Below are 23,069 nucleotides of genomic sequence, written 5' to 3' on the forward strand. Positions count from 1 at the left end.
CCTCAGCCGGCCCGACCGGAATAGATGTCGGTGATCTGCCCCAGCAGCTTCAGGGCATCGGCCTTGGAGCGCTGGAAGGCGTTGCGGCCGACGATCGAGCCGAAGCCGCCGCCCGCCTGGATGGCGCGGATCTCGTCGAGGAACTTGGATTCCTCGGTCTGGGCGCCCCCCGAGAAGATCACGATCCGCCGCCCGCTGAAGGCGCATTGCACCACGTGGCGCACTCGCTCGGCCGCGGTGCCGATCGGGATGCCGGTGGATTCGTAGACCTTCTTGGCGGCTGGCTGCTCGATATGGGCGGTGGGCAGCTTGACCTTGATGATGTGGGCGCCGAGCTGCGCGGCGATCTGCGCGGCGTAGCCGATCACGTCGATGGCGGTCTCACCCTCCTTCGACAGGGCCGAGCCCCTCGCATAGGACCAGATCACCACGGCGAGCCCGGCGCTCTTGGCCTCCTCGGCGATCTCCCGGATCTGGCCGTACATGGCGTTGCGGTGGGCCGAGCCGGGATAGATCGTGAAGCCGATGGCGCAGGCGCCGAGCCGCAGCGCGTCCGCCACCGAGCCGGTGATCGCCTGCTCCGGGTCGTCCTCGTCGGCCAGCAGGTCGTGGTTGTTGAGCTTGAGGATCAGCGGGATCCGCCCGGCATAATCGCGCGCGCCCGCCTCCAGGAAGCCGAGCGGCGCCGCGTAGGCGCTGCAGCCCGCCGCCAGGGCGAGCTCGAAATGGTAATGCGGGTCGTAGGCCGGCGGGTTCGGGCCGAAGCTGCGGGCGGGGCCGTGCTCGAACCCCTGATCGACCGGCAGGATCAGCATCTTGCCGGTGCCGCCGAGACGCCCGTGCTCCAGCATCCGGGCGAGGTTGGTGAGCGTGCCGGGGCTGTCGGCCCCGTACCAGGACAGGATCTCGGAAACGCGGGGCGATCGATCCATCGGGCGACCTCCTTCGACAGGGACCGCCGGCCATGGCTTGTCCTGCATCGGCGGCCCAGGCTTTCGAACCGGACAAGACCGCCGAGGTTCCCGCGCGCCGCGCTTTGAGCTAACCCGGCCCCGACAACATTGCAGCGCGCCAGGCGCCTGCCGACCCTCCCAGGCCGAGAAGGACTGAGCCCCATGCGCAGGTTGATTCTGCTGCGGCACGCCAAGTCGGACCGTCCGGCGGGCGTCGCCGACCACGAACGGCCGCTCAACGACCGCGGCCGCCGGGCCGCACCGGCCGTGGGCGCCCACCTCGCCGAGGCGGGCATCAAGCCCGACCTCGCCCTCGTCTCCACGGCCACCCGGACCCAGGAGACCTGGGAGGCGGTCGCGGCCGCCCTCGGCACGCCGGAGATGCGATCCCACCGCGAGATCTACGAGGCGCCGGCCGAACGGATCCTCGGCGTGATCCGGGGCGCGCCCGATACGGCGCAGACCGTGATCGTCGTCGGCCACAATCCGGGCCTGGGCGACCTCGCCACGGCCCTGGCCGGGGCGGGGCCGCGCAAGGAGCGCACGCGCCTCGCCACGGAATTCCCCACCGCCGCCTACGCGGTGATCGATTTCGACACGGACGACTGGTCGGCGATCGGCCCGGGGCAGGGGCGGCTCGAGCGGTTCGTGCGCCCGCGGGACATCGACCCCGACCTGGGAGGCTGAAGCCCCTCGGCCCGCACCGCAAAAGTCCCGGTTTCAAAAGGTCTTCGACCTTTTGCGGGTCGAGGGCGGAGCCCTGGTGTCGGGCTTCGCCCGATGCATCGGGGCTCCGCCCCGACACCCCGCCAAAGGGCTCGGCCCTTTGGAAACCCGCCATGACGCGCAGGCCACAGCCGCTCAGGCCACCGGCACGGCGTGATGGGCCTCCACCTCCTGATGGGAGGGCAGGGGCGAGCCCGGCACGAAGGCGTCGAAGGCCGCCCAGAAATCCTGCCGGATGGCGTCGCGCTCGCTCAGGATCTCGTGCCGGGAATCCGGCAGGACGAGGATGTGGCCGGCCTTCATCCGGGCCGCGAACCGCTCCGTGTCCAGGGTCCCGCAGACCGGGTCGGCGCCGGCCGCGACGATCAGGGTCGGCAGGGTGATGCGCGGGGCGGCGCGGGGGTCGCGCAGGCGCGCCATCGCCCGGAACGCCTCGGCGAGCCAGGCGATCGTCGGGTCGCCGACCGCGCCGGCGCCGACCTGCCGGGCCGCGGCGGCGTTGCGGGCGTAGCGGAAAGGATCGCGCGACAGGCGGTTGCCCTCATAGGGCTTGGTGGCGATCGAGACCGGCTTGCCGAAAGGGATATAGCGGTCGCCCAGCCCGATCCGGTGCAGCGCCCGCGACAGGAACGCCGCCCCGGCGGGCCAGCGCACCATCCGGACCGACAGCATCGGCGCCACCGTCACCAGGCGCCGGAACGGCAGCCAGCCGTCGAGGGCCCCGATCAAGGCGACGCAGCCGCCCATCGAGTGCGCCAGGCCGACATGCGGCTCGGGCATCAGCGGCACCAGAATCGTCTCGGCCACCGCCTTCAGGTCGAGGCGGTAATCGTCGAAGCGGGCGACGTGGCCCTTGTGCGGGTCGCCGACCCGCCGGTCCGATTCGCCCTGGCCGCGCCAGTCGAACGCCACCACGGCGAAGCCGCGCGTCCGCAGATCCTGGATGGTCTCGTAATACTTCTCGATGAACTCGGCCCGCCCCTGGAGCAGGCAGATTGTGCCCCGGCAGGTCCGCGCCGTGGTCTGCCAATAGGCCGCCCGCAGGGTGCAGTCGTCGCGGGTGCCGACCGCGATCAGGGTGCCGCCGGGCGGCACCGGATTGTCGGGCGTGCCGCGCAGGGTCAGGAGCGGCGGCTCCCGCCCGATCTCGCCGTCGAACCGTCTCACGGGGCCACCTCCCTGCGTCCGCGCGCCGGCGTGACCGTAGCCGAAAAAATCTCGGATTCGGCCCTCGCCGCGGGTCTTGAAGGCCGATTTTCCACCCCCGATATCTCGGTTGTGCCGGCCGTCAGGCGGCACGAAAGACGGGTCCGGCCCATCGGGCGGACCAGCCCTGCATGTTGCTCGTACGAGGATATGTCATGCGTCAGTTCGATCTCGCCCCCCTGTATCGTTCCACCGTCGGTTTCGACCGTCTGTTCTCCGCCCTAGACCAGTTCGCCACCGCCGAGGCGGCGCCGACCTACCCGCCCTACAACATCGAGCGGACCGGCGAGAATGCCTACCGCATCACCGTCGCGGTCGCCGGCTTCACCGAGTCCGACCTGTCGATCGAGGTCCGGGAGAATGCCCTCACCCTGAAGGGCGAGCGCAAGGCCGAGACCAAGGCGGAGTTCCTGCACCAGGGCATCGCGGCCCGCTCCTTCGAGCGTCGCTTCCAGCTCGCCGACCACGTCCAGGTGACCGGTGCGGCGCTGGAGAACGGCCTCCTCCACATCGACCTCGTCCGCGAGGTTCCGGAGGCGAAGAAGCCCCGCCGCATCCAGATCGCCACGGCCGGCACACCGTCCGCGCCGGTGATCGAGGGTGACGTGCGCAAGGACGCGGTCCAGCAGGCGGCCTGATCCGGCCGCCGGCTTGAGAACCCGCTAACGTGATGGAGCGCCCCGGCCCAGGCCGGGGCGTTTTCGTGTTGCGGCTGTCATAATGACGTGTGGGCTTCGTGCTCTTTAATGGGTCCGGACGGTGCACGCTCGTGCACCTGGAGTGAACCCGACCATGGTCGCCAATCTCGCCCGCGGAGCCTACAGCGCGCTCGGAGCCGGCTGGCAGAAGGGCGTGCAGTGGGGTGTCGGCGCGCCGATCGCCAAGCTGCGCCGGCGCCACGCGCTCGCCCAGCCCGGGCCGGCCGGCATCGCCGACGTCCTGTCGGCGGAGCGGGCGATCCGCCTGCCCGAGCCGTTCGAGGGGCGCAGCCTGGGCCGGATCGGCAATCTCGAGGTGCGGCTCGCGTCGAAGAAATCCGAGATCCGCCGCGCGCAGCGCCTGCGGTTCAAGGTCTTCTACGAAGAGATGGCGGCGATTCCGACCGGCCTGGCGGCTCTGTCGCGACGCGATGCCGACGGTTATGACGCGCTCTGCGACCACCTCCTGGTCCTCGACCATGCCGCGCCGCGGCGGAAGAAGCCGTTCGTCGAGCACCGCCCCAAGGTGGTCGGTACCTACAGGTTGCTGCGCGGCGAGGTCGCCGAGCGCCATGCCGGCTTCTACTCCGAGGGCGAGTACGACCTGGAGCCGATCCTGGCGGCCCAAGGGCACCGCCGGCTGCTGGAGCTCGGCCGGTCCTGCGTGCTCAAGCCCTATCGGAGCAAGCGCACCGTCGAGCTGCTCTGGCAGGGGATCTACGCCTATGTCCTGCACCACCGGATCGACGCGCTGATCGGCTGCGCCAGCCTGGAGGGCACGGATCCGGACCGGCTGGCCCTGCCGCTCTCGTTCCTGCACCACCATGCCCGCGCCCCGGAGGCGTGGCGCGCCCGGGCCCTGCCGGAGCGGGCGGTGGCGATGGACCGGCTGCCGCGCGAGGCGGTGGACCCCAAGGCGGCGCTGCAGGCGCTGCCGCCGCTGATCAAGGGCTATCTCCGGCTCGGCGCGACCTTCGGGGAGGGCGCCGTGGTCGACCATCAGTTCGGCACCACCGACGTGTTCGTGGCACTCCCGGTCGAGGCGATCGGCGCGCGCTACCGCGGGCATTTCGCGCCGGCGAACTGATCAGGTCGGGACGGCGCGGAGATACGGCCGTTCCAACTACAGCAGGTGCCTCGCTCCTGAGGACCGGGCCGCCCTTCCGGCGCGGCGCTTTTTCCTACAGATCCCCGAGCGCCAGCTGACCCTGGTTGCGCGCCTTGGCGGGCGCCTTCGGAGCGGCCGCCTTGCGCTCCTTGGGCCGGGCTGCGGCCAGGGGCGGCTTCTTCGGCTTGGGGTCGCCGCGCATGCGGGCGAGCGCCTTGTCCCGGGCCACCGCCTCGGGGGCCTGGGGATCGTCCGACAGCCACTTGCCGCGCTTGATCACCTCGTTGACCCGGCCCTGGTTGACCCCGACCTTGAAGGCGATCTCCTGCTGGGTCATGCCCGTGGAGGCGTGCAGGTCGAGGATCGCCCGGGCGAGCTCGGGCGTCATCTTCTGGCCGGTCAGCCGGCGGGCCGGCTTGACCGTGCGGGTGGCGCGGTCGCGCTCGCGCAGGCGCTCCAGCAGCGCCAGCGCCATGTTCATGCCATGCTCGCGCAGGGCTTCCTCGAATTCCTTCAGGGTCGCCATCGGCGCCATCCTCCGCCGGGCTCGTGGGCCGGTTCTGTCGGGGGGAACGTGCCGGGAACGCGGCGGTTGCGCAAGCGCCCCCGGCCGGTGCCGCGGGCGGTGCCGGTGGACGGGCGATGTCATCCACCGGAAATGCGGCCCCTGGCCTCCCGGCGGCGGCTCGGCTACAGGATTGCGCCCGTTCGGCCAGGCAGGCTCAGCCCGCACACGATGATCAGCCCGATCCGCACAGTCGCCCCCGGCGAGACCTCCGAGTCCCTGTCCCGGGAGCTGGAAGCCGGCGCGGTGCTGCTGTTCCCGGACCTGCCGTTCCCCTTCAGCGCCTTCGAGCGCCGGTTCACCGAGCGGCCCTTCGCGGACGGCAAGGCCAAGAACGTCAACATCCGGGGTGAGGCCGCCGAGCTGCGCGGCGCGGCCGGCACGCCCGAGGAGCAGGAAGCCCTGCGCCAGCTCCTGATCCGCTACCGCGCCTTCGCCCGGGACCTGATCGGCACCTACCTGCCGGACTATGCCGACCGGGTGAGCCTGGCCGGGACCTCCTACCGCCCGTTCGACGTCGAGCGGCGCAAGCTCAGCTGGCGGCGCGACGACACGCGGCTGCATGTCGATGCCTTCCCGTCGAACCCGATCGGCGAGAAGCGGATCCTGCGGGTGTTCCGCAACATCAACCCGGAGGGCGAGCCCCGCCGCTGGCGGGTCGGCGAGGATTTCGGGTCGATGGCGGAAAAGTTCCTGCCGCGGCTGCCGCGCTATTCCCCGCTCGCGGCGCATGTCCTCGCCGCCCTGCGGATCACCAAGGCCCGGCGCTCCGAATACGACCACCTGATGCTGCACCTGCACGACGCGCTCAAGCAGGACGAGACCTATCAGGCGAGCGCCCCCCAAGCCGATGTGGCGTTCCGGCCCGGCGAGACCTGGGTGACCTTCTCCGACCTCGTGATGCACGGGGCGATGGGCGGCCGCTACATGCTGGAGCAGACCGCCTACCTGCCGGTCGCCGCCCAGGCGGATCCGGCCTTGAGCCCGCAGCGCATCCTGGCGGCCAAGCTCGGCCGCCCCCTCCAGGCCTAGGCACACACGAGCGAAGGACCCGACACCATGATCCTCGAAATCGCGCAGATCGAGATCAAGCCCGGCATGGAGGCGGCGTTCGAGGCCGGCATCACCGAGGCCTCGGCGATCTTCAAGGCGGCCAAGGGCTGCCGCGCCTTCGAGGTGCGCCGCTCGATCGAGCATCCCCAGCGCTACCGCCTGATGATCCACTGGGACACGCTGGAAGCCCACACCAAGGACTTCACCGGCTCGCAGCCCTGGCAGGATTACCGCGCCCTGGTCTCGCACTGCTTCGCCGGGCCGGTCTCGGTCGAGCACACCGAGCAGGTCCTCAAGGCGTTCTGATCCGTTTCGGACGTCGCGCCGGAACGGCACGGGACGACGGGCCTGGTCTTCGGATGAAGGACTGACCGAGATCGGTCCCCCTCGTCGTCCCGCCTCCGCGAAGCGGCGCCCGGGATCCAGTCCCCCGACGTGCCAAGGCCTCGCACGGACGGCGGCTTGACGGAAGCCGGCGGGCCCGAGGCGTTGCGGCGGGCCTTGCAGGTGCTAGGCTCCCCGCCGACCGGTCCCGGGGCGAATCGCCCGGGATTCGGGACCGACGGGGGCAGGCGTATGGCGTGGCGGAACCGGGTCGCGGGTGCTCTGGCGCTTCTGGCCGGCCTGGCTTACGGGCCGGCTCTCGCCCAGACGGCGCCGCCCCCCCGGCCCGCCCCGCGGCCGGCGGCCGCCCCGGTGCCGGCCTTCAAGAAGGATTTCGTCCGGTCCGATCTCGCCAGCGCCGCCGTGCGGCTCGAGGCGACGCTCAAGGCCAAGGCCGGGGGGCCGCTCAAGCCGGCCGGCCAGTCCCGCGCCGCCGGGCAGACGCTGCTCGCCGCCAACAGGCCGGACGAGGCGCTCGGCCCGCTCACCGCGGCCGTGGCGGCGGATCCTTCCGACATCCGCAACTGGCAGGCCTTCTCCCGGGGCGCCGCCGCGGCCGCGGCGGCCCTGGAGGAGGGCGACTACCAGGGCCGCGCCCGCCTGCAGGAACAGGCCGTGGCGGCGGCCTACCGGGCCTACGAGCGGTCCGGGTCACCCGCTGACGCGGCGTCGGCCCTGGCGCAGCTCGGTTCCGTGCTGACCGCGCAATCCGCGTGGCGCCCCGCCCTGGAAGCCTACGCCGCCAGCCTCGCCCTCGACGACGTCCCGGCGACCCGCGAGATCTACGAGGCCCTGCGCGCCGAGCACGGCTTCCGCATCCTCGGCTACAAGGTCGATGCCGATGCCGCCGCGCCGCGGCTGTGCTTCACCCTCTCGGAGCCGGTCCTGCCCAAGACGGACTACGCCCCCTACGTGGCGGTCTCGGGCAGCAGCAGCGCCGCCGTGACGGCGGACGGATCGCAGGTCTGCGTCGACGGGCTCAAGCATGGCGGCCGCTACGCGGTGGTCCTGCGCGAGGGCCTGCCCTCGACGGTGGGGGAGAGCCTGCTCAAATCCGCCGATTACGAGATCTATATCCGCGATCGCTCGCCGCAGGTGCGGATCACCGGGCGCAACTACGTCCTGCCCCGCACCGGACAGGCGGGCGTGCCCCTGGTCTCGGTGAACGCGCCGAAGCTCGACGTCGAGGTGCTGCGCATCGGCGATCGCGGCCTGCTGCCGACCCTGCGCTCGGAGGATTTCCTGGGCCAGCTCAGCGGCGCGACCGCGAACACGCTGGCGTCCGAGAAGGGCGTGCGCGTCTGGAAGGGCACCCTCGACACCGCCAAGGCCGAGCTGAACCAGGAGGCGGTGACCGCCTTCCCGGTCCTTCAGGCGGTGGGCAAGCTGGAGCCCGGCATCTACGTGCTGCTGGCCCAGCCCTCCGGCACGGGTGCCCGGGACGAGGACGGCTACGAGAGCCAGGCGACCCAGTGGTTCGTGGTCTCGGATCTCGGGCTCACCGCCACGAAGGGGCGGGACGGCGTCCACGTGGTCCTGCGCTCGCTGGCCTCCGCCCAGGTGCTGCCGGGGGCCGAGATCCGGCTGATCGCCCGCAACAACGAGGTTCTGGGCACCGCCAAGACCGACGCGCAGGGCCATGCCGCCTTCGATCCGGGCCTCGCCCGCGGGGAGGGCGGCGCCGCCCCGAGCCTGGTGGTCGCCCAGGCGGGGGACGATTACGGCTTCCTCGACCTCAATCTCGGTGCCTTCGACCTGACCGACCGGGGCGTGAAGGGCCGGCCCGAGAGCGGCGGGCTCGACGCCTACCTGTTCACCGAGCGCGGAGTCTACCGCTCGGGCGAGACCGTGCAGATCACCGCCCTGCTGCGCGATCCCCGCAACGCGGCGGTGCCCGACCTGCCGCTGACCCTGGTGGTGAAGCGCCCCGACGGGGTCGAGTACCGCCGGGTCTCGGTGCCGGACCAGGGGCTCGGCGGCCGGGCGCTGCCCCTGCCGCTGCTGTCGGGGGCCATGCACGGCACCTGGCGGGTCTCCGCCTATACCGACCCGAAGGCCCCGGCTTTGGGCACGACCAGCTTCCTGGTGGAGGATTACGTCCCCGAGCGCCTGGAGGTGACCCTCAAGGCCGCCCAGGCCGCGCTGCACCGGGGCGAGGACGCGCAGGTCGATGTCGCCGCGCGCTACCTCTACGGCGCCCCCGGCGCCGGGCTCGACGTGTCGGGCAGCGTCGTGGTGCAGGCGGCGTCCGGCAGCGGCATCAAGGGTCTGGCGGAGTACACGGTCGGCCTCGACGACGAGACGGTGGAGGCGAGCGTGCAGGAGCTCGCGACCCACGCCACGACGGACGCGCAGGGGCACGCCACCGTCACCGTGCCCCTGCCGCAGGTGGCCGCGCCCCGGCCCCTCGAGGCCAAGATCACCCTCGCGGTCGGCGAGCCGGGCGGCCGGGCCCTGTCGCGCAGCCTCACCCTGCCGATCCTGCCCTCCGGGCCGGTTCTCGCCCTCCGCAAGACCTCCGCGGACCTGAAGGAAGGCGATCGCGCCACGTTCGAGGCGGTCTTCGCCGCCCCGGACGGGATGCTCCTGGCCCGGCCGGGGGTGACCTGGACCCTGTCGCGGGTGGAGCGGAGCTACCAATGGTATCGCTCGGACGGCCGCTGGTCGTTCGAGGCGGTCAAGACCAACCGGCGGGTCGCCAGCGGCAGCCTCGACCTCGCGGCCGGGGCCCCGGGCCGGATCGAGGCGCCGGTCGCCCAGCTCGGCCGCTACCGGCTGGAGATCGCGGCGGCGGGCGCCCCGGAGGCGACCGCGAGCCTCGGCTTCGATGTCGGCTGGGGCGGCTCGGAGACCGCGGACGCGCCGGACCTGCTCGACCTCACCCTCGACAAGGCCGCCTACGCGGCCGGCGACACGCTGCGGGCCAAGCTGAGCCCGAAGTTCAAGGGGCAGGCCAGCCTCATGGTCGTGAGCGACCGGGTGCACGAGACGATCGAGGTCAGCGTTCCGGCGGGCGGCACCACCGTGACCCTGCCGGTGAAGGCCGAGTGGGGCGCGGGCGCCTATCTCGTCGCCACCGCCTACCGGCCCCTCGACCAGGCGGCCAAGCGCCTGCCGGGCCGGGCGCTGGGGCTCGCCTGGTTCTCGGTGGACCGCGAGCGGCGCAGCCTGGGCGTCACCCTCACGACACCCGAGCGCACCCGCCCGCGGCAGGACCTGACCATCCCGGTGCAGCTCACCGGGCTGAAGGCCGGCGAGGCGGCGCGGATCACCGTGGCGATGGTCGATGTCGGCATCCTCAACCTGACCCGCTACGAGGCGCCGAACCCGACGCAGTACTTCCTGGGCCAGCGGGCCCTGGGACCGGAATTCCGCGACCTCTACGGCTACCTGATCGACGGCATGCAGGGCTCGGCCGGGGCGATCCGCTCCGGCGGCGACGCGGGCGGCGGCGAGCTCGCCGACGCGCCGCCGACCCAGGCGCCGCTCGCGCTGTTCTCCGGCGTCGTGACCGTGGGGCCGGACGGGGCGGCCAGCGTGACCTTCCCGCTGCCGGCCTTCAACGGTACCAGCCGGGTGATGGTCACCGCCTGGAGCGGCAACCGGGTCGGCCAGGCACAGGCGGACGTGATCATCCGCGACCCCGTGGTGCTGACCGCGACCCTGCCGCGCTTCCTCGATACCGGCGACCGCTCGCGCCTGTTCGTGGCCCTCGACAATGTCGAGGGCCGGGCCGGCGACTACACGGTGGACATCGCCCCGTCCGGGCCGATCCTGCTGGGCGCCGGCGCCCTGCGGCAGACGATCCGGCTGGAGGCCGGCGGCCGGGGCCAGGTCGCGATCCCGATCACCGCCGCCGGGCCGGGCACGGCGCGGCTGGACCTCGCCCTGTCGGGGCCGGACCTCGACGGCCATCTCGGCCAGAGCTTCTCGCTCGGCGTGCTGCCGGGGACCGGGGCGCTGCTGCGCCGCACGGTGCGCAACCTGGCGCCCGGGGCCGGCCTGACGGTGAGCGCCGACCTGCTGGCCGACCTGCTGCCCGGCACCGGCAGCGTCTCGCTCTCGGCCTCGGCGCTGCCGGGCCTCGACGTGCCGGCCCTGCTCCAGGCCCTCGACCGCTATCCCTACGGCTGCTCCGAGCAGATCGTCAGCCGGGCGATGCCGCTGCTCTACGTCAACCGGCTGGCCGGGCTCGACAAGCTCGCCCTCGACGGCAACGTGGACGACCGGGTGCGGGAATCGATCGAGCGGCTGCTCGCCCGGCAGGATGCGAGCGGCGAGTTCGGCCTGTGGTCGGCGCAGAGCTCGGGCGACGTCTGGCTCGACGCCTACGTAACCGACTTCCTCACCCGCGCCCGGGAGCGCAGCTTCGCGGTGCCACAGCTCGCCTTCACCCAGGCGCTCGATCGCCTGCGCAACACCGTGGCCAACGCCACGGAGGTGCGCGACGGCGGCGCCGACCTCGCCTACGCGGCCTACGTGCTGGCCCGCAACGGCCGGCCGGTGATCGGCGACCTGCGCTACCTCGCCGACACCAAGCTCGACGCCTTCGGCTCCGGGCTCGCCCGGGCACAGCTCGCCGCGGCCCTGGCGCTGCTGGGTGATCGGGGCCGAGCCGCCAAGGTGCTCGACTCGGCGCTCACCCTGCTGAGATCCCAGCGGGATTCGGGCCAGTACCGGGCCGATTACGGCTCCCGCCTGCGCGACGGGGCCGGGGTGATCGCGCTGGCGGCCGAGAGCGGGCTCACCCAGGCCGCCCTGGCCCCGGTCGCCGCGGTGATCGGCGAGGAGCGGCAGGACCTTCTTCGGTCGACCAGCACGCAGGAGAATGCCTGGCTGGTTCTGGCCGCCGAGAGCCTGTCCAAGGAGGCCGAGTCGCTGTCCTTCAGCCTGGACGGTGCGGCGCAGACCGGGCCGCTCGCCCGGATCTACCGGAGCCCGGCGCTCGAGGGCCGCAGCATCTCCCTGGTCAATACCGGCCGGGCCCCGGTCCAGGTGATGCTGGGGGTGAACGGCAACCCGCTGGTGCCGGAGCCCGCCGCCGCACAGGGCTACACGGTCGAGCGCACGTTCCACCGGCTCGACGGCAGCGTGGTCGGTCCCGCCCACGGCCTGCGCCAGAACGACCGGCTCGTGGTCGTGCTCAAGGTCACCGAGGACAAGGCCAGGGATGCCCGGCTGCTGCTGGTCGATCCGCTGCCGGCGGGGCTGGAGATCGACAACCCGAAGCTGCTCGATTCCGACGCCCTCCAGGGCCTCGCCTTCGCGAAGTCGGATGTGGAGCCGGTCCATACCGAGTTCCGCGACGACCGCTTCGTGGCCGCCTTCGACCGCAACCCCAGCCAGTCGGCGTTCTTCACCGTGGCCTACACGGTCCGGGCGGTCTCGCCGGGCACCTACGTGCATCCGGGCGCCTCGGTGGAGGACATGTACCGCCCGGCGCGGTTCGGCCGGACCGCGACCGGGAGCGTCGAGATCGGGGCGGCGCGCTAGGGCGCCGACTCGGGCGTCCGGCACCGGGCGTCCGGCACCAGGCGTTCGGGACGAGCCGCCGAATCGCGGACGCACGCGCGATGACCGATGAACCCGCCCGAACGCAACCGTCCGGCCGCGCCCTCACCATGCCGCTGCGTTGCAGCGGCGACATGGTGCGGTGCGGAACCTCGGCTGGCGCAGTCACTTCTCCCAGGTCCCGTTCGGAACCGTGGAGGTGATGCCCGATGCCGGACCTCGATGCCCTGACCGGCCGTGCCGCCTCTGCGCTGGCCTATCTGCCGTGGTGGGCCGAAAGCCTGATCGTCGTCGTCGTCTGCTGCGCGGTGGTGATGCCGCTGCACGGCGTGGCCTACCGGTCGATGAAGCGCGCCGTGGCGGGCAAGAGCCTGTTCTGGCGCTCGCTCGTCTCGCGCACCCACGGCCCGAGCCGGCTGGGCCTGATCGTCGTGGCGATCAGCCTCGCCCTGACCACCGTACACCTGTCCTGGGAGGTGCGGGTGGCCCTCAACCAGATCCTGCTCGTCGCCTTCGTCACGCTGACCGGCTGGTGCTGCGCCACCGCGCTCCACATCGCCACGGTGATCTACCTGCGCCGGTTCAAGCTCGACGCCGAGGACAACCTGCTGGCGCGCAAGCACTTCACCCAGATGCGCATCCTGGAGCGGGCCGCCGTGACCCTGGTCGGCCTGATCACCGTCTCGGTGGCGCTGATGACCTTCGAGCCGGTGCGCCAGTACGGGGTGAGCCTGCTGGCCTCGGCGGGCGCCGCCGGCCTGATCCTCGGCTTGGCGATGCAGCCGGTCCTGTCGAACCTCGTGGCCGGCATCCAGATCGCCATCACCCAGCCGATCCGGATCGAGGACGCGGTGATCGTCGAGAACGAGTGGGGCTGGGTCGAGGAGATCACCTCCACCTACGTGGTGGTGCGCCTCTGGGATTGGCGCCGGCTGGTCCTGCCGCTCACCTACTTCATCCAGAAGCCGTTCCAGAACTGGACCCGCGACGGCGCCTCGCTGATCGGCAGCGTGTTCCTCTACGTCGACCACCGCGCCCCGGTGGCGCGGATGCGCGAGAAGCTGTCCGAGATCGCCGCCGCCACACCCCTGTGGGACGGCAAGGTGGTGAACCTGCAGGTCTCGGACGCCAAGGAGAACACGATCGAGGTGCGGATGCTGGTGAGCGCCCGCAACGCGCCTCAGGCCTGGGACCTGCGCTGCGTGATCCGCGAGGCGATGATCACCTGGCTCCAGGCCGAGCACCCGGAAGCCCTGCCGCGGCACCGCACGGAATGGGTCGGCGCCGAGGAGCCGGCCCTGCGCCGCGCGGACGGGCATCGGATCGCGGCGTGATGGTTCAGCCCGGTCCGCCTGTTCGCCGAAGTCTTGGTTTCAAAAGGTCCGGGACCTTTTGCGGGTCCAGGGCGGAGCCCTGGGATGGAACTCGGGGCTGCGCGCCCCGAACCCCGCCACAGGGCCTCGGGCCCTTTGGAAATTCGTCTTCTAATCGTCGGCGCCGGCGTAGAAGCTCTCCACGCCGATGCCTTCTTCCTGCATCAGCCGGGCCCGGGCGCGCAGCTTCTCGGTCTCGCTCTTGAGCTGACCGCAGGCGGCCAGGATGTCCCGGCCCCGGGGCGTGCGCACCGGCGAGGCGTAGCCGGCGTTGAACACGATCCCGGAGAAGCGCTCGATCCGGTCCCAGTCCGAGCATTCGTAGCGGCTGCCGGGCCAGGGGTTGAACGGGATCAGGTTGATCTTGGCCGGGATGCCCTTGAGCAGGCGGACCAGCTCGCGCGCATCCGCGTCGGAATCGTTGACGCCCTTCAGCATCACGTACTCGAAGGTGATGCGGCGGGCGTTGCTCACGCCCGGATAGGTCCGGCAGGCCTCGAGCAGCTGGGCGATCGGATATTTGCGGTTGAGCGGCACCAGCTCGTTGCGCAGGTCGTCGCGCACGGCGTGGAGCGAGATCGCCAGCATGGCGTTGGCCGCCTCGCCGAGGCGGGGGATCTGCGGCACCACCCCTGAGGTCGAGACCGTGATCCGCCGCCGGGAGAGGCCGAGGCCCTCCTGGTCCGACATCACGCCGACCGCGTCGATCACGGCGTCCAGGTTGTACAGGGGCTCGCCCATGCCCATGAACACGATGTTGGTGACCAGCCGTCCGACCTCGCCGGCCCCGGAGGCGTCGCGGCTGGGCATCTGGCCGGCCCAGTCGCCGAGCTCGTCCCGGGCGACCACGAGCTGCTGCACGATCTCGGCGGCCGAGAGGTTGCGCACGAGGCGCTGCGTGCCGGTGTGGCAGAAGGAGCAGGTGAGGGTGCAGCCGACCTGGCTCGACACGCAGAGCGTGCCGCGGTCCGGGCTCGGGATGTAGACGCACTCGATCTCGGCGCCGCGATTGTGCTCCTGCGGGTTGGTGGGCGCCATGCGCAGCAGCCACTTGCGGGTGCCGTCGCGGGAGACCTGGCGGCTCGCCACCTCGGGCCGCTCCAGGGTGAAGTGCCGCGCGAGCTCGGCCTTCAACGCCTTGCCGACATTGGTCATCGCGGCGAAGTCGGTCGCCCCGCGAAAATTGACCCAGTGCCAGATCTGGCCAGCCCGCATGCGGCTCTCGCGTTCGGGCACGCCCATGCCGATGAGCTGCGCCTTGAGCGCGTCCCGGGTGAGCCCGACCAGCGACGGCGGCCGGCCGGGGAGCAGCGCGGGCTGGAAATCGGGCGCCTTCTCGATCGCGGGTTCGGCCGCGCGGGCGCTGTCGAGCGACGGCGTCGCCATGATGATCGATCTATCCTCAGGGCGCTCACCGCCGACGGGGAAGCCGGTTCGGCGACAGGGAGCGCGTCACGACAAAGGCCCAGGCGCCACCGGTCACGCGGGGATCGGCGGTGTCTGGGCGTTGAATGGTTCTATATAGGCGATCGCACCGGCGAACGCGAATGCGCGCCGCCCACAGGTGACCCGACGGAGTGCGATGGCAGGCGATACCGAAGCCGGACAGGCGATCTACAATTCCGGGACCCTGCAGCTCTACGACCTCGTCGTGCTGCGCCTGTCGAACCCGCTGATCTGGCGCTGCCCGACCGCGCGGATCCTCGCCCTCTACGACCGGCACGTGGGCGCGGCGCATCTCGATGTCGGCGTCGGGACCGGCTGGTACCTCGACCGCTGCCGTTTCCCGACCCCGGCGCCCCGGATCGGCCTGATGGACCTCAACGCCGACAGCCTCGACTATGCGGCGCGGCGCATCGCCCGCTACCGGCCCGAGCGCTATCGGCTCGACGTGCTCGGCGGCCGCCCGGCCACCGGCATCGCGCCCTTCGCCTCGATCGGCCTGACCTACCTGCTGCACTGCCTGCCGGGGGATATCGCGGCCAAGGCCGCCGCCTTCGACACGGTGCGGCCCTGCCTGCGCGACGACGGGACCGTGTTCGGCGCCACGATCCTGTCGGGCGGCGTCCCGACCACGGCCGCGGCGCGGGCCCTGATGCGGGTCTACAACCGGAAGGGGGTGTTCTCGAACACGGGCGACACATTGCCGGCCCTGCGGGCGGCACTGGACCAGCGCTTCCGGTCGGTCGAGATCACCGTCGAGGGCTGCGTCGCCCTGTTCGCGGCCCAAGGCCCGCGCTGACGCCGCCATCATCGCGCGCATGAAAAAGGGCGCCCGCAGGCGCCCTGATCCATCCGGCGAAGTCCCAAAGACTCAGGCGGCGTCGGTCTTCACCGGGACGCCCTTCTCGGCCAGGAAGGTCTGCAGCTCGCCCGACTGGAACATCTCCCGGGTGATGTCGCAGCCGCCGACGAACTCGCCCTTCACGTAGATCTGCGGGATGGTCGGCCAGTTCGAGAAGGCCTTGATGCCCTCGCGGATGCCCTGATCGGCCAGCACGTTCACGCCCTTGAACGGCACGCCGAGGTAATTGAGGATCTGTACCACCTGGCCCGAGAAGCCGCATTGCGGCATCTGCGGCGTGCCCTTCATGAACACCACCACGTCCTGGGAGGCGATCTCGTTCTGGATGGTCGTGTTGGCGTCGGTCATCGGAAACCTCACGGCTGTTGAATTGCGTTCATATCGCCGGTCGCGGCTAGCTTCTCAAGGAGGGCGGTGACCGACAACGTACCGCTGGTCAAATCCTCGTAGGTAAACGGACAGCTCTGCGGCAGGTCGCGTGGGACGCGGATCGCGTACTCGGCAAGGCCGGCCGCGGCATCCGAAACGCCGCGTCGCCAGGCAGCATCCAGGTCGATGAGTCGACGCATGGACGGCTTAGCCTCATGCGCGATTCGGAGCAGAAACGCGTCGATCTCGATCCGCCACCGATTGCGACTGGGCGCGTCCGGGTCGGACAAGAGTTTGACGAGATGTTCAAAAACCAGCTCCATCTTGCGGACCACGCCGCTGGTCTGCGAGCGGCCCACGTAGAGGAGCTCCCCGATGATGTTTTGCCAATCGATCTGATGAGACAAAGGGTCCGACCGCTCGGCGAGCCGCGTGAGCAAGGCGACCTGTTGATGGCACCACGCAACGGTGTCGCTATCGATCAGTTCGGGCTGCGCGCGCCGTTGTTCGGCGTTTGCATGGATGTCGCGCGCACGCCGCAGCACATCGGGGGCGGGGGCGCGCTCGGCCAGCAGCCGGTCGAGCCAAGCGTCGACCCCGCCTTCTGCATCCCAGGCATAAGCCCCCAGTGCGGCCGGGATCGCGTCTCGCTCGATTGATCCGTCCGAACCCGTGATTCGCGGTACGGCCTCGAACAGGCGCTCATGGATGCCTGTCGAGAAATCTTCGGGGGCTATGAGATCGCGAACGTCCTCGTGGAGGGATGGGTTGCCCAGCACGGCGCCGAGCAGTTCGCGCTCCCAAGCGAAGGTCTCACCCCAGGCCGGCGGCTGTACGTGTTTGACGAAGGAGGGCTTTAGACTCATCGCCAGACCTGAAAGTCTCCCCTCAATCCTGAGGGACGCCCGTGGTCAGCGCAAGGGCGTGCAGCACGCCGCCCATCCGGCCCTGGAGCGCGCCGTAGACCATCTGGTGCTGGGCGACCCGGGTCTTGCCCTTGAAGGCCGCGGACAGGACGGTGGCGGCGTAGTGGTCGCCGTCGCCGGCCAGATCGCGGATCTCGACCTGCGCGTCGGGCAGCGCTTCGCGGATCATGCGCTCGATCTCGCCCGCATCCATCGGCATCGGGAAACTCCTGGGGCGTTAAGGGGTGGTCAGGCGGCCGGGGCGGCCGGCTGGCTCGCCATGTAATTCGGCAGCCAGCCCTCGTGGGCCTCGATCAGCTCGGACAGGGATATGGTCTCGCCGCCCGGCAGGGTCAAACGGTCGGAGCCGGTCACCCCGACCACGGCGGCGTCGATGCCCTGGGCCGAGGCGCTGTAGAGCAGGTCGGTGGCCGCCTCGGCGTCGACCGCGAGCAGGTAGCGGGCCTGGTCCTCGCCGAACAGGTAGGCGTGGGGGGCCAGGTTCACCGGCACCTCCGGCAGGGCCGCGCCGATGCCGCCGGCCATGGCCATCTCGGCGAGCGCCACGGCGAGTCCGCCATCGGACAGGTCGTGGACGGTGTCGACGATGCCCGCGGTGATCAGCCCGCGCACGAAATCGCCGTTGCGGCGCTCGAGCGAGAGATCCACCGGCGGCGGCGCGCCCTCTTCCCGACCCTCGATCACCGCCAGATAGGACGACTGGCCGAGCCAGCCCTCGCCGACCCCGACCAGCACCAGCACGTCGCCCTCGCGCTTGAGCGCGATCGTGGCGTGGCGCTCCACGTCGTCGAGCACGCCGACGCCGCCGATGGTCGGGGTCGGCAGAATGCCGACGCCGTTGGTCTCGTTGTAGAGCGAGACGTTGCCCGACACGACCGGGAAGTCGAGGGCCCGGCAGGCCTCGCCGATGCCCTGGAGGCAGCCGACGAGCTGGCCCATCACCTCGGGCTTCTCCGGGTTGCCGAAGTTCAGGTTGTCGGTGATGGCGAGCGGCTTGGCCCCCACCGCGGTGATGTTGCGCCAGGCCTCGGCCACGGCCTGCCGGCCGCCCTCGACCGGATCGACCTCACAATAGCGCGGGGTGACGTCGCAGGTGATGGCCAGGGCTTTCGGGCCGTCCTCGACCCGCACGATCGCGGCGTCGCCGCCGGGCTTCTGCACGGTGTTGCCGAGGATGAAGTGATCGTACTGCTCGTAGACCCAGCGCTTCGAGGCGAGGTCGGGCGAGCCGACGAGGCGCTTGAGGGCGTCGGTCAGCGAGGCCGGCGCCGGCACCGTGGATGCGGCGATCACCGGCTGGTGGGTGTTGGCCAGGTGCGGCCGGTCGTAGAGCGGCGCCTCGTCGCCGAGCTCCTTGATCGGCAGGTCGGCCACGGTCTCGCCGTGCCACTTGATCACGAAGCGCAGCGTGTCGGTGGTCCGGCCGATCACCGCGAAGTCGAGGCCCCACTTCACGAAAATGCCTTCCGCCTCCGCCTCCATGCCGGGCTTGAGCACCATGAGCATGCGCTCCTGGCTCTCGGACAGCATCATCTCGTAGGGGGTCATGCCGGCCTCGCGGGCCGGCACCTTCTCGATGTCGAGCTCGACGCCGAGGTCGCCCTTGGCGCCCATCTCGACCGCCGAGCAGGTGAGCCCCGCCGCGCCCATGTCCTGGATGGCGATCACCGCGCCGGACGCCATCAGCTCCAGGCAGGCCTCGAGCAGCAGCTTCTCGGCGAAGGGGTCGCCAACCTGCACGGTCGGGCGCTTCGACTCGGAAGCCTCGTCGAACTCCGCCGACGCCATGGTGGCGCCGTGGATGCCGTCGCGGCCGGTCTTGGAGCCGAGATAGACGATCGGGTTCCCGACCCCGGTGGCCGCCGCGTAGAAGATCGCGTCGGTGCGGGCGAGCCCCACCGCCATGGCGTTGACCAGGATGTTGCCGTCGTAGCGCCGGTGGAAGCCGGTCAGGCCGCCGACGGTGGGCACGCCGAAGGAATTGCCGTAGCCGCCGACGCCGGCCACCACGCCCGAGACCAGGCCGCGGGTGCGCGGGTGGTCGGGGGAGCCGAAGCGCAGGGCGTTGAGCGCCGCGATCGGCCGGGCGCCCATGGTGAACACGTCCCGCAGGATGCCGCCGACGCCGGTCGCCGCGCCCTGGTAGGGCTCGATGTAGCTCGGGTGGTTGTGGCTCTCCATCTTGAAGACGCAGGCCAGCCCGTCGCCGATATCGATGACGCCGGCATTCTCGCCCGGACCCTGGATCACCCAGGGCGCCGAGGTCGGGAGCCCGCGCAGGTGCTTGCGCGAGGACTTGTACGAGCAGTGCTCGTTCCACATCGCCGAGACGATGCCGAGCTCGGTCAGCGTCGGGTCGCGCCCGATCAGGCCGCGGAAGCGTTCGTACTCCTCCGGCGTGAGGCCGTGCTGGGCCACGAGCTCGGGGGTGATCGGAACGTCGTTGCGGAACATGCGAAGGTCTCGGCAGAGAGCGGTCCGTCTTGAGAGACGCATACCGCGGCGAACCCGAACCGGGCTGAGATCTCAAGCTGCCCCGGCTCTAAAGCGGAAGCGCCCGCGCTGGCAACATCCGCCGACGCGGGGCAGGGGGCGTGGAGGCGGCCCGGACGGATGCGCACGGCGAGGCCGCAGCGCTAGATCCCGGTCTCACCACCCGGCCCCTCGGGCGGCCCGTCCTCCTGGCAGCGGGCGACCAGAACATGCACCGGCTCCGGCCCGGTGACCACGTCGAGATAGTCGAAACCGCTGTCGCGCTGGCTCGCCATGAGCAGCTGGAAATGCATCTGGAACAGGTTCCACTGGCGCCGGCCGACATCGGCGCCGGTGATCAGCTCGTGGATCGCCACCCAGCGCACGGCCGGTCGGGCGGGATCGGGTGGGGTGAGGCCGCAGGCGGCGATCGGGTTGTTCTTGTGGATCGACAGCCAATCCCAGGTGGCGCGCACGTCGAGCCATCCGATCTGCGCGGCCCGCCCGAAGCGCATCAGGCTGTCGCGGAATGTCCGGGCGGCCGGGTCGAGGCCGAGCCAGGGGATGACGCTGCCGATGCTCACGAACGAGACCGGCGTGCCGCGGCTGCCGAAGCCCGGGTCGCGGGCGAGCACCCGGTCCAGCACCTCGATGCCCAGGAAGCTCGACGAGGAATGGCCGACCACCACCACCTCGTCGGCCTCGCCCTCGGCGGCGTGGATGCGTGCCGCGAAGGCATCGAGCCGGGGATCCATCTCGGGCGCCTCGCCGGCCGCGTAGGCATGCGTGAAGGCGGTGTCGTCCACGAGGTGGGGCACGTAGAGCGGCTTGCCCCGGGTCGCCCGGATCAGCCCGGCCAGGATCGCGTAGGCGAGCGGCGGCACCGCCACCAGGGCCCAGGGCTGGAGCGCCGCCGGCGCCAGGCTGGTGAGCCCCGCCGCCGCCGCGAGGCTGAGAAGCGCCAGCGCGATGTAGATGTAGTGGACGCAGAAGATCACCGTGGAGAACCGCCAGCCCTCCCGGCGCAGGTTCGCCATGTAGCCGGACCGCCACAGCCGCCAGAGCAGGGCCGGCACGCCCCGGAGCCGCGTCCAGTCGGATTGCGGGAACCGGGCGCGGACGATGTCCTCCCAGCGCAGCAGCACGTAGCGGGTCGAGACCCCGCGCGACTCCGCCGTCCAGGCGAGCTCGATCCCGTCCGCCGAGCGGACCGGATCGCCGACCGTGATCGCGGCGCCCCGGCGCGCGGCGGTGAACCGGGCCTCGCGGCGGAACAGGCCCCAGTAGGTCTCGGGATCGCGCGGGTCGAAGCCCGGCAGGTAGAACACGATGCGGGAGGTCAGTGTCCGCGACGCCGTGCCGGCCGGCTCGCCTGGGTCGTTCTGGGCCGGTGTGTCGGCGACGGGGGCGGGAATCGAAATGACGGGTCCGATCGGTACGAGTGGGCGGCGAGCGCTCTACACGACGCGGCCGGGCGCGCCGAGGGTGAAACTGCGTGGGGCTTGCGCCGGACCGGCGCTCACGCCGCCGGTGGATGGGCCAGGAACTCGCCGATCGCCGCCACGAAGCGCTCGCCATAGGCCTCGCGTTTGCGCTCGCCGACCCCGTGGACCGTGCGCAGGGCCCAGAGATCGACGGGCTTCTGCCGGGCCATCTCGATCAGGGTCCGGTCCGGGAACACCATGAAGGCGGCGATGCCCTCGGCCCGGGCCAGGGTGGCGCGCAGGCCCCGCAGATGCTGGAACAGCGCCTCGTCCGTCTCGGAGAGCGCGATCTCGCCCTCCTCGCGCGGCGCGGCCCGGCGGCGGTCGCGGGATTCGACCTTCGGCTCCGGGTCGGGGCGCAGCTTGACCGGCTCGCGCCCGAACAGGATCGCCTCGCCCTTCTCGGTCATGGACAGGCCGCCATAGCCGTCGGCATTCTCGGCGATCGCCCCGGCGGCGAAGAGCTGGCGCAGGATCGCCCGCCAGGCGGCCACCGGCTTGTCGGCGCCGACCCCGAAGGTCTTGAGGCTGGTATGGCCGTTGCGGCGGACCTGCTCGCTCTCCTTGCCGTGGACCACGTCGCAGATATAGGCCGCGCCGAAGCGCTGGCCGGTGCGCACGATCGCCGACAGGATCTTCTGCGCCGCCACGGTCCCGTCCACCAGGGTGACGCCGCCGCGGCACAGGTCGCAGCGGCCGCAGGGCTCGCTCGCCTCGCCGAAATAGCCGAGCAGCGACTGGCGCCGGCAGGTGGCGCCCTCGCACAAGGAAATCATCGCCTCGAGCTTGCGCCGCTCGACCCGGCGGCGCTCGTCGGAGATCTCCTTCTCGTCGATCTGGCGGCGGCGCAGCGCCATGTCGTCGAGGCCGTAGAGGGTCAGCGTGTCGGCCGGCAGCCCGTCGCGGCCGGCGCGGCCGATCTCCTGGTAGTAGCCCTCGACGTTGTTGGGCATGTCGGCGTGGCAGACGAAGCGCACGTCGGGCTTGTTGATGCCCATGCCGAAGGCGATCGTCGCGGTCATCACCACGCCGTCCTCCTGGAGGAACCGGTCCTGGTTGCGCATCCGCGTGCCCTGGTCGAGCCCGGCATGGTAGGGCAGGGCGTCGAACCCGTCCTTCTTGAGGGTCTCGGCCAGCTGCTCGACGCGCTTGCGCGAGGAGCAGTAGATGATCCCGCTCTCCGCCCGCCGGTGCTTCAGGAACCGCTCGATCTGCCGGGCCGGGTTGTCCTTGGGCTGGAAGGTCAGCCGGATGTTCGGCCGATCGAAGGAATGGACGAAGATCTTCGGGCCGCGCCCCTGCGGGAACAGCCGCTCGGCGATCTCGGCCCGGGTGGCGGCGTCCGCGGTGGCGGTCAGCGCCAGGGTCTGGACGTTGCCCAGCGCCTGCCGGGCCCGGGCGATCTCGCGGTATTCCGGGCGGAAATCGTGCCCCCATTGCGAGACGCAATGGGCCTCGTCCACGGCCAGCCGCCGGACCCCGACCCCGCGCAGGGCTTCGATGCAGCCCTCCATCAGGAGGCGCTCGGGGGAGACGAACAGCAGCCGCAGCTCCCCGGACCGCAGGCTGCGCCAGGTCTCGCGCGACTCGGCCTCCGCCACCGTCGAGTTGAGGGTGGCGGCCTCGACGCCGACGCTGCGCATCTGCTGCACCTGGTCGTGCATCAGCGCGATCAGGGGCGAGACCACCACGGTCAGCCCGGGATCGACCAGGGCCGGGAGCTGGTAGGTCATCGACTTGCCCGAGCCCGTGGGCATCACGGCGAACACGTCGTCGCCGTCCAGAACCGCGCCGATCACCTCGTCCTGCCCGGGGCGGAAATCCTCGTACCCGAAGGTCTTCTTCAGCGCGGCGCGGGCCTCGTCGAGGCGGGTCATCGGGATCCTTGTTCGGGGTGGCGGCGCGCGGCTTGCGGCGCCCGTGTCGAGACACTAGC

General features: G+C 71.4%; 18 protein-coding genes. 8 read left to right on the forward strand and 10 right to left on the reverse strand.

Annotated elements, in window-relative coordinates; translation table 11 throughout:
• Positions 1 to 2 precede the first annotated feature (2 nt).
• The gene (locus WYO_RS26000; RefSeq protein WP_007568314.1) at positions 3 to 932 is read right to left on the reverse strand and encodes a class I fructose-bisphosphate aldolase; all 930 of its coding nucleotides are present in this window, start codon (positions 930 to 932) and stop codon (positions 3 to 5) included.
• A 183-nt stretch (positions 933 to 1,115) separates the two neighbouring features.
• On the opposite strand from WYO_RS26000, the gene WYO_RS26005 reads away from it, so the two are divergent.
• Entirely contained in the window at positions 1,116 to 1,640 is a 525-nt protein-coding gene (locus WYO_RS26005; protein WP_007568315.1) for a histidine phosphatase family protein, read from the forward strand.
• A 174-nt stretch (positions 1,641 to 1,814) separates the two neighbouring features.
• Here the strand turns inward: WYO_RS26005 and WYO_RS26010 are convergent, their stop codons facing one another.
• A complete protein-coding gene (locus tag WYO_RS26010) occupies positions 1,815 to 2,846 on the reverse strand; it encodes an alpha/beta hydrolase (protein ID WP_007568317.1) in 1,032 nt (343 codons plus the stop codon).
• A gap of 194 nt (positions 2,847 to 3,040) precedes the next feature.
• Here WYO_RS26010 and WYO_RS26015 point away from each other — a divergent pair, with 194 nt between their 5' ends.
• A complete protein-coding gene (locus WYO_RS26015; RefSeq protein ID WP_007568319.1) occupies positions 3,041 to 3,523 on the forward strand; it encodes an Hsp20 family protein in 483 nt (160 codons plus the stop codon).
• Positions 3,524 to 3,677: 154 nt separating this feature from the next.
• Complete coding sequence (locus WYO_RS26020; protein WP_007568321.1) at positions 3,678 to 4,670, forward strand: GNAT family N-acyltransferase; 993 nt, start codon at positions 3,678 to 3,680, stop codon at positions 4,668 to 4,670.
• Positions 4,671 to 4,764: 94 nt separating this feature from the next.
• Here the strand turns inward: WYO_RS26020 and WYO_RS26025 are convergent, their stop codons facing one another.
• Positions 4,765 to 5,217, reverse strand: a complete 453-nt coding sequence (locus WYO_RS26025; protein WP_007568323.1) for a hypothetical protein — start codon at positions 5,215 to 5,217, stop codon at positions 4,765 to 4,767.
• A gap of 210 nt (positions 5,218 to 5,427) precedes the next feature.
• On the opposite strand from WYO_RS26025, the gene WYO_RS26030 reads away from it, so the two are divergent.
• The 4 genes from WYO_RS26030 to WYO_RS26045 all read left to right on the forward strand — a co-directional run bounded on the left by WYO_RS26030 (position 5,428) and on the right by WYO_RS26045 (position 13,538).
• Entirely contained in the window at positions 5,428 to 6,288 is an 861-nt protein-coding gene (locus tag WYO_RS26030) for a Kdo hydroxylase family protein (protein ID WP_007568326.1), read from the forward strand.
• 27 nt (positions 6,289 to 6,315) lie between these two features.
• On the forward strand, positions 6,316 to 6,615 hold the full coding sequence (locus WYO_RS26035; protein ID WP_007568328.1) for an antibiotic biosynthesis monooxygenase family protein: 300 nt from the start codon (positions 6,316 to 6,318) through the stop codon (positions 6,613 to 6,615).
• A gap of 270 nt (positions 6,616 to 6,885) precedes the next feature.
• On the forward strand, positions 6,886 to 12,186 hold the full coding sequence (locus WYO_RS26040; RefSeq protein ID WP_039904269.1) for an alpha-2-macroglobulin: 5,301 nt from the start codon (positions 6,886 to 6,888) through the stop codon (positions 12,184 to 12,186).
• A 227-nt stretch (positions 12,187 to 12,413) separates the two neighbouring features.
• The gene (locus WYO_RS26045; RefSeq protein ID WP_007568332.1) at positions 12,414 to 13,538 is read left to right on the forward strand and encodes a mechanosensitive ion channel family protein; all 1,125 of its coding nucleotides are present in this window, start codon (positions 12,414 to 12,416) and stop codon (positions 13,536 to 13,538) included.
• A gap of 150 nt (positions 13,539 to 13,688) precedes the next feature.
• Here the strand turns inward: WYO_RS26045 and rlmN are convergent, their stop codons facing one another.
• Positions 13,689 to 14,963, reverse strand: coding sequence for a 23S rRNA (adenine(2503)-C(2))-methyltransferase RlmN (gene rlmN, locus WYO_RS26050; RefSeq protein ID WP_007568334.1), 1,275 nt, complete (start codon positions 14,961 to 14,963; stop codon positions 13,689 to 13,691).
• A 196-nt stretch (positions 14,964 to 15,159) separates the two neighbouring features.
• Here rlmN and WYO_RS26055 point away from each other — a divergent pair, with 196 nt between their 5' ends.
• Positions 15,160 to 15,819, forward strand: coding sequence for a class I SAM-dependent methyltransferase (locus WYO_RS26055; RefSeq protein WP_007568336.1), 660 nt, complete (start codon positions 15,160 to 15,162; stop codon positions 15,817 to 15,819).
• 72 nt (positions 15,820 to 15,891) lie between these two features.
• Here WYO_RS26055 and grxD read toward each other — a convergent pair whose 3' ends face one another.
• The 6 genes from grxD to recQ all read right to left on the reverse strand — a co-directional run bounded on the left by grxD (position 15,892) and on the right by recQ (position 23,010).
• Positions 15,892 to 16,230 (reverse strand): Grx4 family monothiol glutaredoxin, encoded by a 339-nt coding sequence (gene grxD / locus WYO_RS26060; RefSeq protein WP_007568338.1) that lies wholly within the window; start codon positions 16,228 to 16,230, stop codon positions 15,892 to 15,894.
• Between the two features lie 8 nt (positions 16,231 to 16,238).
• Positions 16,239 to 17,117 (reverse strand): DUF29 family protein, encoded by an 879-nt coding sequence (locus tag WYO_RS26065; RefSeq protein ID WP_007568341.1) that lies wholly within the window; start codon positions 17,115 to 17,117, stop codon positions 16,239 to 16,241.
• 22 nt (positions 17,118 to 17,139) lie between these two features.
• A complete protein-coding gene (locus WYO_RS26070) occupies positions 17,140 to 17,376 on the reverse strand; it encodes a BolA family transcriptional regulator (RefSeq protein ID WP_007568343.1) in 237 nt (78 codons plus the stop codon).
• 29 nt (positions 17,377 to 17,405) lie between these two features.
• On the reverse strand, positions 17,406 to 19,631 hold the full coding sequence (purL, locus tag WYO_RS26075; protein ID WP_007568344.1) for a phosphoribosylformylglycinamidine synthase subunit PurL: 2,226 nt from the start codon (positions 19,629 to 19,631) through the stop codon (positions 17,406 to 17,408).
• A gap of 182 nt (positions 19,632 to 19,813) precedes the next feature.
• On the reverse strand, positions 19,814 to 20,977 hold the full coding sequence (locus WYO_RS26080; RefSeq protein WP_007568345.1) for a hypothetical protein: 1,164 nt from the start codon (positions 20,975 to 20,977) through the stop codon (positions 19,814 to 19,816).
• Between the two features lie 191 nt (positions 20,978 to 21,168).
• Positions 21,169 to 23,010: a DNA helicase RecQ gene (gene recQ / locus WYO_RS26085; protein ID WP_007568346.1), complete on the reverse strand. Its 1,842-nt coding sequence runs from the start codon at positions 23,008 to 23,010 to the stop codon at positions 21,169 to 21,171.
• Positions 23,011 to 23,069 lie beyond the last annotated feature (59 nt).

It is taken from the genome of Methylobacterium sp. GXF4 (genome assembly GCF_000272495.1).
GTDB classification, from domain to species: domain Bacteria; phylum Pseudomonadota; class Alphaproteobacteria; order Rhizobiales; family Beijerinckiaceae; genus Methylobacterium; species Methylobacterium brachiatum.